Source organism: Kitasatospora griseola, assembly GCF_044999035.1.
GTDB classification, from domain to species: domain Bacteria; phylum Actinomycetota; class Actinomycetes; order Streptomycetales; family Streptomycetaceae; genus Kitasatospora; species Kitasatospora griseola.
In genome coordinates, this window is record NZ_CP173360.1 from 3,187,806 (window position 1) to 3,201,690 (window position 13,885).

The following is a 13,885-nucleotide window of genomic DNA, read 5'->3' on the forward strand; positions in this document are numbered from 1 at the left end:
CTGGCCGGATCTCACCGACAGGGGCAAAAAAGCAGATGAGAAATGTCAGCGCCTGCGCCTACCCTCACGGCGATGGCCGAGAACCAGAACCCCGCTCCGCCCACCCCCGCGGAATCGAACACTCCGTCAACCGGCGACACCGGAAGTTCACCCGAATCGGTACCCCGGTCGCCGGTGCGATCCTTGCTGCGCCTGTGGCCGTACGCCCGCGAGGCCCGCTGGCGGATCTTCGGCTCGATGGCCGCCGCCGGGCTCGCCTCGCTCAGCGTGCTGGCCGTCCCGATCGTGCTGCGCGGGATCGTGGACGGGCCGATCGCCCATCACGACCTGGCCGGGCTGTGGCCGCTCGCCGCCGCCCTGCTGGTGCTCGGCCTTGCCGAGGCCTGCCTGTTCGGCGTCCGCCGGATCATCGTGGCCCGCCCGCTGGCCAAGGTGGAGACCAGGCTGCGCGGCGACCTGTTCGCCAAGCTCCAGCGGCTGCCGATCTCCTTCCACGACCGCTGGCCGTCCGGGCAGCTGCTCTCCCGGGCCACCTCGGACCTGTTCGTGATGCGGCTGTTCCTCGCCTTCCCGCTGGTCTTCCTGGTGGTCAACTCCACCGTCTTCCTGACCGGCACCGTGCTGATGTTCACGCTGGACTGGCGGCTCGCCCTGATCACGCTGGTCCCGGCGGTCCCGCTGATCATCTACACCCGGCGCTTCGAGGCCGGGTACTCGGCCGCCTCCCGGCTCGCCCAGGACCAGAACGGCGACCTGGCCACCGTGGTCGAGGAGTCGGTGCTCGGCATCCGCATCCTCAAGGCCTTCGGCCGGCACCGCACCATGGCCGAGGAGTTCCGCCGGCACAGCGCCGCCCTGCGCGACACCGAACTGCGCAAGGCCGGCCTGCTCGGCAACCTCTGGGCGGCCATCGTCGGCCTGCCCGAACTCGCCCTCGGCGCCGCCCTCGCCACCGGCGCCGTGCTGGTCGCCCACGACGAGCTCTCGGTCGGGACCCTGGTCGCCTTCCTGTCCACCGCGCTCGCCCTGCGCTGGCCGGTCGAGTCGATCGGCTGGCTGCTCGGCTTCGCCGCCGAGGCCGCCAGCGCCGCCAACCGCTACTTCGAGGTGATGGACGAGCCGGAGCCCGCCGACGTGCCCCCAGCCCCAAGGGGGGCTGGGAGGTACCCCCACTCCGGCGACGCCCCCGCGGACGACCGCGGCATCCGCTTCACCGGTGTCCGCTTCCGCTACCCCGACGCCCCGGCGGGCACCCCCGACCTGCTCGCCGGCATCGACCTGCACATCCGCCCCGGCGAGACGCTCGCCCTGGTCGGCGCCACCGGCAGCGGCAAGACCACCCTCACCGCGCTGCTCCCCCGCCTGTACGAGCCCACCGCCGGCTCGATCACGCTGGACGGCACCGACATCCGCGACCTGTCGCGCGAGGAACTGCGCCGCGAGGTCGCCGTCGCCTTCGAGGAACCCACCCTGTTCTCCGCCACCGTCCGCGAGAACGTCCTGATGGGCGCCCCGAACGCCGACGAGCAGCGCCTCGCCCGCGCCCTCGACACCGCGCAGGCCGGCTTCGTCGACCGGCTCCCCGAGGGCCTGGACACCGAGGTCGGCGAGCAGGGCCTGAGCCTGTCCGGCGGCCAGCGCCAGCGCCTCGCGCTGGCCCGCGCCGTGGTCGGCGAGCCCCGCTTCCTGGTCCTCGACGACCCGCTGTCCGCGCTCGACGTGCACACCGAGGCGCTGGTGGAACGCGCCCTGCGGCAGGTCCTCTCGGACACCACCGCCCTGGTCGTCGCGCACCGCCCGTCCACCGTGCTGCTGGCCGACCGGGTCGCGCTGCTCGCCGACGGACGGATCACCGCCGTCGGCACCCACCAGGAGCTCCTGCAGTCCTGTCCCGCCTACCGGGCCCTGATGTCCGGCGAATCCGAACTGGAAGGGGCGCTGGCCCGATGACCACCGCCGTCGCGGAACCCGCCCTCGAAGAGGACGACCTGCTCCCCGCGGCCGCCGACGACCAGGACATCCCCGTCCCGCCCGGCGCCCCCCGCGCCCTGCTCGGCTCGCTGCTCGCCCCGCACCGCCGCCGGATCGCCGTCGCCGTGCTCACCGTCCTGGTCCAGCAGGCCACCCTGCAGGCCGGACCGCTGCTGGTCGCCCTCGCCATCGACCGCGGCATCCCCGCACTGCGCGACCACGACGCCGGCCCGCTGATCGCCGTCACCGCCGCGTACCTGGGCTGCGCACTCGTCGCCACCCTGCTGCAACGTTCCTTCATCCGGTACGCGGCCCGGATCAACCAGGACATCCTGCTGGACCTGCGCGGCCGGATCTTCCGGCACGCCCAGCGGCTCAGCCTGGACTTCCACGAGCGCTACACCTCCGGCCGGATCATCTCCCGCGCCACCAGCGACGTGGACACCCTGCGCGAACTCCTCGCCGAGGGCCTGCAGGAACTCCTGATGGTCTGCCTGTCGGTCGGCTACATCACGGTGGTGCTCTGCCTGATGGACTGGCGCCTGGGCCTCGCCGCCCTGGTGTCCTTCCTGCCGATGTACCTGATCATCCGCTCGTTCCGGCGCCGCTCCCAGCAGGTCTACCGCCGCTCCCGCACCGCGGTGGCCGCGCTGATCGTCCGCTTCACCGAGACCATGAACGGCATCCGCCCGGTCCAGGCGTTCCGCCGCGAGTCCGCCAACAACCGGGCCTTCGACACCGTCAACCAGCAGTCCGCCACCGCCACCGCGGACGGCCTGCTGGAGATGGCCCGGTACGTCTTCCTGTCCCGGATGACCGCCAACACCTGGATCACCGGCGTGGTCGTCCTCGGCGCCCTGCTGGTCAGCGACGGCAGCCTCGAACTCGGCGTGCTCACCGCCTTCGTGCTGTACCTGCGCCGGCTCTACGACCCGATCGACCAACTGGCGATGTTCCTGAACAGCTACCAGTCGGCCGCCGCCGCCCTGGAGAAGATGGCCGGCCTGCTGGCCCACGAACCCTCCGTCCCCGAACCCGCCGAGCCCGCCCCGCTGCCCGCCGCCACCGGCAAGGGCCGCGAAGTCGCCTTCCGCGGCGCCCGGTTCGCGTACGCCAACGGCAAGGAGATCCTGCCCGAGTTCGACCTCGTCCTCCCCGCCGGGCAGACCACCGCGGTGGTCGGCGCGACCGGCGCGGGCAAGTCCACCTTGGCCAAGCTGCTCGCCCGCTTCTACGACCCCACCGCGGGCACCGTCACCCTGGACGGCGTCGACCTCCGCGCCCTCACCACCGCCGACCTGCGGGCCGACGTGGTGATGGTCACCCAGGAGTCCTTCCTGTTCTCCGGCACGGTCGCCGAGAACATCGCCGTCGGCAAGCCGGACGCCACCCGCCCCGAGATCGAGGCCGCGGCCCGCGCGATCGGCGCGCACGAGTTCATCGCCGCCCTCCCCGACGGCTACGACACCGACGTCCGCAAGCGCGGCGGCCGCATCTCGGCCGGCCAACGCCAACTGGTCGCCTTCGCCCGCGCCCTGCTCGCCGACCCCGCCGTCCTGATCCTCGACGAGGCCACCTCCTCCCTCGACGTCCCCGGCGAGCAGGCCGTCCAGCACGCCATGCAGACCGTCCTGGCCGGCCGCACCGCCGTGATCATCGCCCACCGCCTCTCCACCGTCGAGATCGCCGACCGCGTCCTCGTCATGGACCAGGGCCGCGTGGTCGAGGACGGCACCCCGGCCGCCCTCATCGCCGGCGAGGGTCGCTTCGCGACGCTCCACCAGACCTGGAAGGACAGCCTGGTGTAGGGAGCGCTGTGAGGTGCGAATTCAGGGGCTCGTGGGGGCACCCCCGGCCCGCTGGGGCTGAGGGAGAACGGCGAGGTCGAATCTGCGGAGGGTCTACAGGGCGCGAAAAGGTCCCGTGGGTTCGGTCCCCTTCTCCGACCCTCCGCAACACGCCATCCGCTGTCCGCCACCATCCGCAGCCATGGCCTCGCCGTACTCCCCAGCCCGAGCGGGCCGGGAGACGCCCCCACGAGCCCCTGAATTTCGCACCCCTCGGCCTTCTAGAAGCGAAGTGCCCCCAGCACGGCGGCGACCCGCTCCTCCCGTCCGCCCCGGACCTCGATCCACCGCTGCCCGCTCGCGGACAGCACCTCGCGGAAGCGCTCCGTCATCCACTCCCGCAGGTGCTCCCCGTCCCGCAGCCCGTCGTCCTCGAACACGACCCCCTCGTGCGAGGTGAGGACGTACAGTTCACGCGCCGCCTGCCCGGCCACCGCCGTCCAGGTCTCCGGTGCGGTGGCCCCGCAGTAGCGCTCCTCCCAGACGGCCGTCGCCAGCAGGTCGGTGTCGCAGATCAGCACCGGCCCACCGGCCCTCGCCGCCCGTTCCTCCGCCTCCGCCTGGCGCTTTCGGACCAGCGCGAAGTCCCTTTCGTCCCAGTCGAGTTGGTCCACCGTGGGCGCAGCCGCCCCGGCCGACGCCGCCCGGCCCCGGGCGGAAGCGAGTTTCGCGGCGGTGAGTTCCCGCCCGTACTCGGCCACCCAGCCGGTGAGGGCGTGCGCGCCGCCGCGCAGTCGCATCGCGTGGGCGAGGTCGCGGGAGAGCGTGGTGGTCCCGGTGGATTCGGCGCCGAGGACGACCACCCGGCGGGCGAGTCCGGCCCGGACGGCGGGTTCGAGGTCGGCCCAGTGCGCGGCGGGGTCGGCGCGGACCTCGGTGCCGGAGACCGGGAAGGTCGCGCGGTCGACGTCGAGCACCACGGGCGCGGCGTCGAAGCGGCGGGCGAGTTCGTGCCCGTAGTCCTCGGAGGAGAACACCGCGTCGATGCTTTCGCCGGGCCGCAGTGCCGCTCGCATCAGGGCGACGTGGCCGTCCCAGATCTCCGGGTCGTCGTAGTCGACGGGGATGTTGTCGACGGTGCCGACCACCCGGACGTGCGCCTCGGCCTGCCACACCTCGCGGATCCAGTCGACCCGGTCGTCGAGCGCCATCGTCTCGCTGTCGGCGGCCATCACCACCACGGTGACGTGCTCGGCGGCGTCGGCCGCACTGCGGATCAGGAAGTGGTGGCCGGCGTGCGGCGGGTAGAACTTGCCGATCACCAGGGCGTGCCGGAACAGGCTCATGCGGCCACCGACTTCGGAGCGGGGAGGCCGAGTTCACGCTGCCAGGTGCGCAGGCCGTAGAGGCACAGGCCGAGGAAGAGCACGTACACGGCGGCGGTGGGGTACAGCCCCTTCGCGGCGTACAGCGGTATGTAGATCAGGTCGGCGGCGATCCACAGGTACCAGGTCTCGATCCGCTTGGTGTTCAGCAGCCACTGCGCGGCGAGCGAGAGCGCGGTGGTAAGCGCGTCCCAGAACGGCGCGGTGTCGTGAACGACCGTCAGCAACCAGGTGAGCAGTGCGGTGGCGGGCACCACGGCCGCGAGTGCGACGCCGATCGCGGCCGGGCCGCCGCGTCGCACCACCAGTCGTTCGCCGTCGGCGCCGCGGCGCAGCCACTGCCACCAGCCGTGGGCGGCGAGCGCCAGGAAGACCACCTGGAGTCCGGCGTCCGCGTAGAGGCCTGCGGTGGCGAACACCACCAGGAAGAAGCCGTTGTTGGCGATGCCGACCGGGAAGGTCCACACGTTGGTCCGTACCGTCAGCCATACGCAGATCGCGCCGGTGACGAACCCCAGCCACTCCGTCATGTGTGCCCTCCTCCAGGCTTTACGTCGAAGTGACGATAATCGGATCGACCCCGCCCCCACAAGCGCGTTTCCCATGACTTGGGAAAAACGGCCCACCCGACGGTTCGCGCACCGTACGCTGCCACCGCCCGCGGCCGGACCGGCTCCGCGGGCACCGCCGAAGGGGGAACTCGCATGACACGCCTGCCGGGCAGACGCCTCCGCGCCGCCCTGACCGCCACCGCCGCCGCCTTCTCGCTGACGCTGCTCGTCCCCGGCGCCGCCGGGGCCGCCACCGGCACACCGAACACCCCGACCGACCTGTACAACGCCTTCCAGCCGTGCGCCACCGATCCGGGCGCACCGCTGGTCGCCGGCAGCGACTGGGGCGGCCAGGTCAGGGGCATCACCGGCTCCACCGACCCCGCGGTCACCCGCCTGACCGCGCAGTTCCGGTACTGGCCGGTCGCCGACCCCGCGCAGGTCACCACGGTGGAGAACACCTGGGCCCGGCCCGGGTGGGAGGCGTCGGCCAAGCTCGGGCTGGCCGCCGGCGCCACCTACGCCTGGCAGGTCCGCACGGTCGACCCGGCGAACGGCGCGGCCTCCGACTGGACGGCCTCCTGCTACGTCGCCACCGACGACTCCGCGCCGTCCGCCGCCGCGGTCGTCACCACTCCCGCCTTCCCGGACGGCCAGTGGGCGCCGGGCGGCGCGCCGATCGAGTTCCGCCTCGACCCGAACGGCGTGGCCGACGTCGCCGGGTACCAGTACAGCTTCCGGGACCTCACCGTGCCCTTCACCGCGACCGACGGCGATCGCGGCATCCCGGTCCTGCACGGCCCGTACGACGTCGACCCGCCGTTCGGCGTCCGCGCCGACTTCCTCGGCGGTCCGGCCACCGTGCACCTGCTGCCGCCGGCCGGGATGTCCAGCGGGCCGGTGACGCTCTCGGTGCGCAGCCTGGACCGGGCCGGGAACCCGGGGCCGATCGTGCGTCACACGATCTACGTCAGCCCGACCGCGCCGACCGTCACCCAGCTGTCCCACAACCCGCTGTTCGGCAAGCCCGTCACCTTCCGGTTCACCCCGAACCCGGGCACGCAGGCGATCAGCCCGACGGTCAGTTACACCGTGACCAACACCAGGACCGGGAGGACCACGGTCGTCCCGGCCGGCGCCGACAGCACCGCCGAGACCACCCTGCTGCTCAACCACCCGCTGGGCGACCTCCTGGACGTCACCGCCACCAGCGCCAACGGCTGGATCAGCTCGGCCGGCCAGTGGGGCCACTACCTGGACACCACGCCGACCATCACCTCCACCGACTTCCCCGCGGACGGCGCCGGAACGGTCGGCACGCCCGGCACCTTCCACCTGGCCCCGAAGATCAGCGGCTCGGAGATCGCCAGCTGGACGTACTCCTTCGACTGGGGCGCCCACACCGTCACCGTCCCGGCCGACGCGCACGGCGAGGCCGACGTCAGCTACACCCCGACCGAGAGCGGCTGGTACGACATCGACGCCTGGGCCACCACCAAGGACGGCGTCCAACTGACTGACGGCTACTACGACTTCACCGTCAGCTGACGCACCGTCGGGCCCCGGCGCACTGCCGGGGCCCGACTGCGGGAAACCCCTCCGGGGCGATCGATCGCATGCCGTACGATTCCCCCGCGCCCGCCTTGCCGGTACGGCACGCGGGCCCTGATGGAGGGGGATCACCATGAAGGTTTCACCGGGACGCCGCGCCCGCATCGCCCTGGCCACCGGCGCCGGCCTCACCCTGGCGCTGCTCGTCCCCGGCGCGGCCGGCGCCGCCACGGGCACGCCGACCGTGCCGACCGACCTGTACAACGGGTACCAGCCCTGCGCCACCGACCCGAACGCGCCACTGGTGCTGGCCGGCCGCGGCGGTGTCACGGTCGAGGGCATCGTGCACCACACCGACCCGTCGGCCTACATGCTGACCGAGCAGTTCCGCTACTGGCCGGTCTCCGACCCGTCGCAGGTCGGCACCGTCGAGCATCCCTGGGCCCACCAGGGGCGCGAGGAGGAGGGCCGGCTCCCCGAGCTCACCGACGGCCTGACGTACGCCTGGCAGGCCCGCACCGTCGACGCGACGAACGGCGCGGCCTCCGACTGGACGGCGTCCTGCTACGTCACCGCCGACGACACCTTCCCGGACCAACCGCCGACCGTGGTCTCCCCCAACTACCCGGAGGACCAGGCTAGTCAGGGCGGCGCACCGATCCACTTCGACTTCGGTGCGAACGGCGTCCCCGACGTCCTCGGCTACCAGTTCTCCTGGACCGGCACCTTCTCGGTCAACGGCGCCGAGATCGGCGAGAACGGCATTCCGGTCTACCACGACCCGTTCGCCGACCCCGCCTCGACGGTCCGCGCGGGCGGCCTCGGCGGCGGCGCCTCGGTCGACCTGATCCCGCCGAGCGACAGCATCGGCTGGATCCAGGAGCTCTACGTCCGCAGCGTCGACCGCGCGCTGAACCCGTCGGCGACCTACCGCTTCCGGGTCCGGGTCAAGCCGGACGCCCCGAAGATCACCGCGCTGTCGCACGCCCCCGTCGGCAAGCCGATCACCTTCAAGTTCACCCCCGACCCGGGCGTGCAGGCCGCAGGCCCGGTGACCGGCTACAGCATCTGGCGGTTCGGCAGCTCGGAGCCGACCGTCGTCCCGGCCGAGCCGAGCGGCGTCGCCACCACCACCCTCGCCCTGCAGCCGGGCGAGACCCTGATGGTCGCCTCCACCAGCGCCAACGGCTGGACCAGCCAGCGCGGTTGGTGGCGCGACGACACGGACACCGGTACCACGGTGACCTCCGCGCAATACCCGATCGGCGCCTCCGGCGACGCGGTCCCGGGCACCTTCCACTTCGCCCCGAAGACCGAGCCCTCGCAGATCGCCGGCTACACGTACTCCTTCAGCTGGAGCGACCAGCCCGTCACCGTCCCCGCCGGCAAGAAGGGGGAACTCGACGTCGCCTGGGCGCCGCCGCACAGCGGCTGGTACTACCTGCAGGTGCACGCCACCACCAAGGACGGCGTCCGACTCGCCGACACCTCCTACTGGTTCGGCGTCAACTGACACCCACCGGGCCCCGGCGCACCATGCCGGGGCCCGGCCCGGCATCCACGGCGGCGGAATAATGCGTTCCGCAGATCGATCGCACACCGTACGATTCCCACCACCTGCGCGGACGGAGCATTTCCGCAGGTCATCACAGGAGGGGAATCCCGATGTCGCACACTCCGGGCAGGCGCGCCCGTGTCGCCCTGACCGCAGCCGCCGCCGTCTCGCTGGCGCTGCTCGTCCCCGGTTCCGCGGGGGCCGCCGCCGGAACTCCGACCGTTCCGACCGATCTCTACAACGCTCTCCGGGCCTGCTCGACCGACCCGAACGCCCCGTTGTTCGTCGGCAACGGCGTCGAGGTGGAGGGCATCACCCATCACACCGACCCGTCGGTCACCCGCGTGACCGCGCAGTTCCGGTACTGGCCGGTCGCCGACCCGACGCAGGTCAGCACCGTGGACCGGCCGTACGCGATACCCGGCGACGAGGCGGCCACCCGGCTCTCCTCGCTGGCCGACGACACCACGTACGCCTGGCAGATGCGCACGGTCGACCCGGCGAACGGCGCGGGCTCCGACTGGACGGCCTCCTGCTACCTCACCGTCGACAGCACCCCGCCGTCGGCCGCTCCGATCGTCACCACCCCCGGCTACCCCGACGAGCAGTGGTACCCGGGCGGTGCGCCGATCGAGGTCCGCATCGATCCGAACGGCGCGACCGATGTCGCCGGGTACCAGTTCAGCTGGCGCGGCGACTTCCCGGTGCCGACCGCGGACATCGGCCCGCACGGCATTCCGACCTACCACGGCGTGTACGACGACCCGGAGTCCGCCGTCCGCGCGGACAGCCTCGGCGCCCCGGCCACCCTGCACCTGACGCCTCCGGCCGGATGGAGCAGCGGCCCGCTCCAGCTGATGGTCCGCAGCCTGGACCGGGCCGGGCATCCGTCGCCGATCACCAACCGCATGATCTTCGTGCTGTCGACCTCGCCGACCGTCACCTCGCTGACCGCGCCGCAGTTCGGCCGGCCCGTCACGCTCAGGCTCACCCCGGACGCGGGAACCCAGGCGATCAGCCCGGTGGTCTCCTACACGGTTCACAACCTCAGGACGTACCAGGACACGGTCGTCCCGGCCGGACCTGACGGCACCGCCGAGACCACCCTGCTGCTGAAGGACCCGGACGGCGAGCGGTTGGAGGTCACCTCCACCAGCGCCAACGGCTGGAAGAGTTCGAATGCGCGCTGGAGCGCCATCCTCGACACCACCCCGACCATCACGTCCACCGACTACCCGGAGTACGAACCCGCCGGCGGCGTCGGCGTGGCCGGCACCTTCCACCTCGCCCCGAAGGTGGACGGCTCGCTGATCGCCAGTTGGACCTACTCCTTCGGGTGGGGCACCGAGCAGACCGTCCCGGCCGGCCCGAACGGCGAGGCCGACTTCGTCCACACCCCCACCGCGAGCGGCTGGACCGACATGGAGGTCTGGGCGACCACCAGGGACGGCATCCGACTGGCCAGCGGCTACTACACCTTCGTCGTCAACTGACGCCCCTCGGGCCCCGGCACGCCACCGGGGCCCGACCCGTCCCGGGCGGGCCCGAAATCGATCGACCCGCTCCGGCCGCCGCCACTAGCCTCGGTCCGTGGACGACCCGACCGCCGGCCGAGCCGGCCCCCCAGACGCCCGCAGCCCGCTCCGCTTCCTGTGGTGGCTGGTACTCAGCCAGCGCCGCCGCTCGCTGGCGGGCACCTTCTTCGGCACCGCCTGGATGCTCGGCCTGACCGTCCAGCCCTACCTGCTCTCCCGCGCCGTCGACGACGGACTGCGGCCGGGTCGCCTGGGGACGGTCCTCGGCTGGTCGGCCGCGATGCTCGGCTTCGGGCTGCTGAACCTGGTGCTGGCCTGGTGCCGGCACCGCACCATGACGCTGATCCGCAACGACGCGTCCTTCCGCACCATCGGCGTGGTGCTGCGGCACAGCGTGCGGCTCGGCGCGGCGCTGCCCCGCCAGGTCTCGGCCGGCGAGGTGGTCACCATCGGCATCTCCGACGTGTCCCGGATCGCCCTCGCGCTCACCTTCGTCGGCCCCGGCGTGGGCGCGGTGGTCTGCTACCTGACGGTCGCCGCGATCCTGCTCACCCTCTCCCCGCTGCTGGCCCTGGCCGTCCTGCTCGGACTGCCCTTCCTCGCCCTGACCCTCCGGCCCCTGATCGCCCGTCAGCAGACCGCCGAGAGCCGCTTCCGCGACCATCAGGGGCGACTGACCGCCCGGTTCGAGGACCTCGCGGGCGGGCTCCGGGTGCTGAACGGCCTCGGCGGCAAGGACGTGTACGCGGCCCGCTACCGGGCCGACTCCCAGGCGCTGCGCGCCGAGGGCTACCGGGTCGGCGCGGCCGTCAGCTGGATCCAGGCACTCGGCGGCGGCCTGCCGGTGCTGCTGCTGGCCGCCGTCACCTGGCTCGGCGCCCGGCTCGCCGTCGAAGGCCAGTTGACGCCCGGTCAGCTGGCGGCGGCGTTCGGCTACGCCGCCGTCCTGGTCGGCCCGGTGTACTTCCTGATCGAGAACAGCCAGGACATCGGCCGCGCCCTGGTCTGCGCCCGCCGGGTCACCGACTTCCTCGCCCTGACCCCCGACCCGGACCTGGGCACCGCCCGATTCCCCTCCGCCCCGGCCGAGTTGATCGACCACGAGTCGGGCGTCCGACTCGCCCCCGGCGAGCTGACGGTGCTCGCCGCGGCCCGCCCCGCCGACACCGCCGCCGTCGCCGAACGCCTCGCCCGGCTCACCCCCACCACCGCCGACTGGGGCGACACCCCGCTCGCCGACCTGCCGCTCGCCGAAGTCCGCTCCCGGATCACCCTCGCCGAGAACGAGGCGACGCTGTTCACCGGCACCCTGCGCGACACCGTCCGCGGCCGCACCGACGCCCCCGACGACACCGTGCGCGCCGCGCTGGAGGCCGCCGCCGCCCTCGACGTGCTCGGCTCGCTCGGCGGCCGGCTCGACGCCCCGATCGCCGCCGACGGCCGCAACCTGTCCGGCGGGCAACGCCAACGCCTGCGCCTGGCCCGCGCGTTGACCGCCGAACCGGACGTCCTGCTGGCCGTCGAACCGACCTCCGCGGTGGACGCCCACACCGAGGCCGCGATGGCCGCCGGACTGCGCGCCGCCCGCACCGGGCGCACCACCGCCCTCACCAGCACCTCCCCCCTGCTGCTCGACCAGGCCGACACGGTGCACTACCTGGTGGACGGCAAGGTCGCCGCCAGCGGCACCCACCGGGAGCTGCTCCGCACCCAGCCCGGCTACCGGGCCCTCGTCACCCGCGGCCCCGACTCCCCCTCCGAGGTGGCCCGATGAGCACCCTGCCGATCGCCACCGCCCGCCAGGTCCGGCAGGCCGCCACCCGACTGGTCCGCGAGGACGGCCGGGCCTTCGCCGCCGTCCTCGCCCTCAACGGCCTCGCCGCCCTGCTCGGCCTGGCCGGACCCTGGCTGCTCGGCCGGATCATCGACCGGGTCACCAACGGCGCCACCACCGCCGACATCGACCGCCTCGGCCTGCTGCTGCTCGGCTGCGCCGCCGCCCAGCTCCTGACCAACCGCCAGGCCCGCTACCTGGCACACCGGTTCGGCGAACGGGCCGCCGCCCGGGTCCGCGAACAGCTCGTCGACCGGATCCTGGCCCTGCCCGCCGCCACCGCCGAACGCACCGGCACCGGCGACCTCACCTCCCGCGGCACCACCGACGCCACCGCCGTCGGCGAGACCCTCCGGGACGCCGCCCCCGAACTCTTCGTGGCTGCCGCCCAGTCCCTGTTCATCCTCGGCGCGATCCTCACCGTCAGCCCCCTGCTGGGCAGTTGCGGCCTGCTCGGCGTCGTCGGCGTCGCCCTCGGCGCCCGCTGGTACCTGCGCCGCGCCCGCCCCGCCTACCTCGCCGACCGGGCCGCCAACGCCGGCCTCGCCGAAACCCTCTCCGCCACCGCGAACGGCGCCCGCACCATCGACGCCCTCGGCCTCCGGCAGCAGCGCCTCGACGCCGGCCACCGGGCCGTCGACACCGCCAACCGCGCCCGGCTGCGCACCCTGCACCTGCGGCTGCGCTTCTTCGCCGTCATCAACCTCTCCTACACCCTGCCCGTCGTCCTGGTCCTCCCGCTCGGCGCCGTCCTGGTCGCCCACCACGCCGTCACCCTCGGCGCGGCCGTGGCCGCCGTCCTGTACCTGCGGCGCATCGAGGAACCGCTGGACACCATCGTCGTCCTGCTCGAATCCGTCCAGAGCAGCACCGCCGCGTACGCCCGGGTCGAGGGCCTCGCCGCCACCCCCGCGACGGCGGCCGCCCCGACCGCCGACCGCGAACCCGCCGACGACCGGATCCGGGTCACCGACGTCCGCTACTCCTACCCCGACGGGCCCGACGTGCTGCACGGCCTCGACCTCGACCTGCGCCCCGGCGAACGCCTCGCCGTGGTCGGCCCGTCCGGCTCCGGCAAGACCACCCTGGGCCGCCTGCTGGCCGGCATCGACCGGCCCCGCACCGGCACCGTCACCGTCGGCGGCGTCCCGCTCGCCGACCTCTCCCCCGAACGGCTGCGCCGTCAGGTCGTCCTGGTCACCCAGGAGCACCACGTCTTCCTCGGCACCCTCCGCGACAACCTGCGGATAGCCGCCCCCGACGCCGACGACCCCACCCTCACCGCCGCACTCGACGCCGTCGGCTGGCACCACGTCCTGCCCCACGGCCTCGACACCGACCTCGGCCCCACCCACCGCCTCAACGGCGCCCAGGCCCAGCAACTCGCGCTCGCCCGCGTCATCCTGGCCGACCCCCACACCCTGATCCTCGACGAGGCCACCGCCCTCCTCGACCCCACCGCCGCCCGCAACACCGAACGCGCCCTCGCCGCCACCCTCACCGGCCGCACCGTCATCGCCATCGCCCACCGCCTCCACACCGCCCACGACGCCGACCGCGTAGCCGTCCTCACCCAGGGCCACCTCACCGACCTCGGCCCCCACGAAACCCTCGTCACCACGGACGGCCCGTACGCGAAGCTCTGGCACTCCTGGCAGGGATAGAACACCCAGGCGCTGGAGGGTGCGGATCCGGGGGCTCGTGGAGGCGCCTCCC

The 13,885-nt window shown here is 73.3% G+C and carries 9 protein-coding genes; 7 read left to right on the forward strand and 2 right to left on the reverse strand.

What is annotated here, in order from left to right; all coding sequences use genetic code 11:
* Positions 1 to 72 precede the first annotated feature (72 nt).
* Together ACI1MP_RS14255 and ACI1MP_RS14260 are read left to right on the forward strand one after the other, a co-directional pair.
* Complete coding sequence (locus tag ACI1MP_RS14255) at positions 73 to 1,950, forward strand: ABC transporter ATP-binding protein (protein ID WP_404868796.1); 1,878 nt, start codon at positions 73 to 75, stop codon at positions 1,948 to 1,950.
* On the forward strand, positions 1,947 to 3,779 hold the full coding sequence (locus tag ACI1MP_RS14260) for an ABC transporter ATP-binding protein (protein ID WP_380333980.1): 1,833 nt from the start codon (positions 1,947 to 1,949) through the stop codon (positions 3,777 to 3,779). Before ACI1MP_RS14255 ends, ACI1MP_RS14260 begins: the two co-directional genes overlap by 4 nt.
* Before the next feature lie 260 nt (positions 3,780 to 4,039).
* On the opposite strand, the gene ACI1MP_RS14265 is transcribed toward ACI1MP_RS14260, so the two are convergent.
* Both ACI1MP_RS14265 and pnuC read right to left on the reverse strand, forming a co-directional pair.
* Complete coding sequence (locus ACI1MP_RS14265) at positions 4,040 to 5,104, reverse strand: AAA family ATPase (protein ID WP_404868797.1); 1,065 nt, start codon at positions 5,102 to 5,104, stop codon at positions 4,040 to 4,042.
* On the reverse strand, positions 5,101 to 5,673 hold the full coding sequence (pnuC, locus tag ACI1MP_RS14270; RefSeq protein WP_380333978.1) for a nicotinamide riboside transporter PnuC: 573 nt from the start codon (positions 5,671 to 5,673) through the stop codon (positions 5,101 to 5,103). The genes ACI1MP_RS14265 and pnuC overlap by 4 nt, the downstream gene beginning before the upstream one ends.
* Before the next feature lie 174 nt (positions 5,674 to 5,847).
* Between pnuC and ACI1MP_RS14275 the strand changes: the two genes are divergently transcribed.
* The 5 genes from ACI1MP_RS14275 to ACI1MP_RS14295 all read left to right on the forward strand — a co-directional run bounded on the left by ACI1MP_RS14275 (position 5,848) and on the right by ACI1MP_RS14295 (position 13,833).
* Positions 5,848 to 7,242, forward strand: coding sequence for a hypothetical protein (locus tag ACI1MP_RS14275; protein ID WP_404868798.1), 1,395 nt, complete (start codon positions 5,848 to 5,850; stop codon positions 7,240 to 7,242).
* 136 nt (positions 7,243 to 7,378) lie between these two features.
* A complete protein-coding gene (locus ACI1MP_RS14280; RefSeq protein ID WP_404868799.1) occupies positions 7,379 to 8,758 on the forward strand; it encodes a hypothetical protein in 1,380 nt (459 codons plus the stop codon).
* A 152-nt stretch (positions 8,759 to 8,910) separates the two neighbouring features.
* Complete coding sequence (locus ACI1MP_RS14285; protein WP_404868800.1) at positions 8,911 to 10,293, forward strand: hypothetical protein; 1,383 nt, start codon at positions 8,911 to 8,913, stop codon at positions 10,291 to 10,293.
* Positions 10,294 to 10,390: 97 nt separating this feature from the next.
* Positions 10,391 to 12,109: an ABC transporter transmembrane domain-containing protein gene (locus tag ACI1MP_RS14290; protein ID WP_380333974.1), complete on the forward strand. Its 1,719-nt coding sequence runs from the start codon at positions 10,391 to 10,393 to the stop codon at positions 12,107 to 12,109.
* On the forward strand, positions 12,106 to 13,833 hold the full coding sequence (locus ACI1MP_RS14295; protein WP_404868801.1) for an ABC transporter ATP-binding protein: 1,728 nt from the start codon (positions 12,106 to 12,108) through the stop codon (positions 13,831 to 13,833). The genes ACI1MP_RS14290 and ACI1MP_RS14295 overlap by 4 nt, the downstream gene beginning before the upstream one ends.
* The last annotated feature ends 52 nt before the right edge of the window (positions 13,834 to 13,885 follow it).

Coding starts and splice junctions, on each gene's coding strand:
- ACI1MP_RS14255 (WP_404868796.1), top strand. CDS start 73: ATGGCCGAGAACCAGAACCCCGCTCCGCCCACCCCCGCGGAATCGAAC.
- ACI1MP_RS14260 (WP_380333980.1), top strand. CDS start 1,947: ATGACCACCGCCGTCGCGGAACCCGCCCTCGAAGAGGACGACCTGCTC.
- ACI1MP_RS14265 (WP_404868797.1), bottom strand. CDS start 5,104: ATGAGCCTGTTCCGGCACGCCCTGGTGATCGGCAAGTTCTACCCGCCG.
- pnuC (WP_380333978.1), bottom strand. CDS start 5,673: ATGACGGAGTGGCTGGGGTTCGTCACCGGCGCGATCTGCGTATGGCTG.
- ACI1MP_RS14275 (WP_404868798.1), top strand. CDS start 5,848: ATGACACGCCTGCCGGGCAGACGCCTCCGCGCCGCCCTGACCGCCACC.
- ACI1MP_RS14280 (WP_404868799.1), top strand. CDS start 7,379: ATGAAGGTTTCACCGGGACGCCGCGCCCGCATCGCCCTGGCCACCGGC.
- ACI1MP_RS14285 (WP_404868800.1), top strand. CDS start 8,911: ATGTCGCACACTCCGGGCAGGCGCGCCCGTGTCGCCCTGACCGCAGCC.
- ACI1MP_RS14295 (WP_404868801.1), top strand. CDS start 12,106: ATGAGCACCCTGCCGATCGCCACCGCCCGCCAGGTCCGGCAGGCCGCC.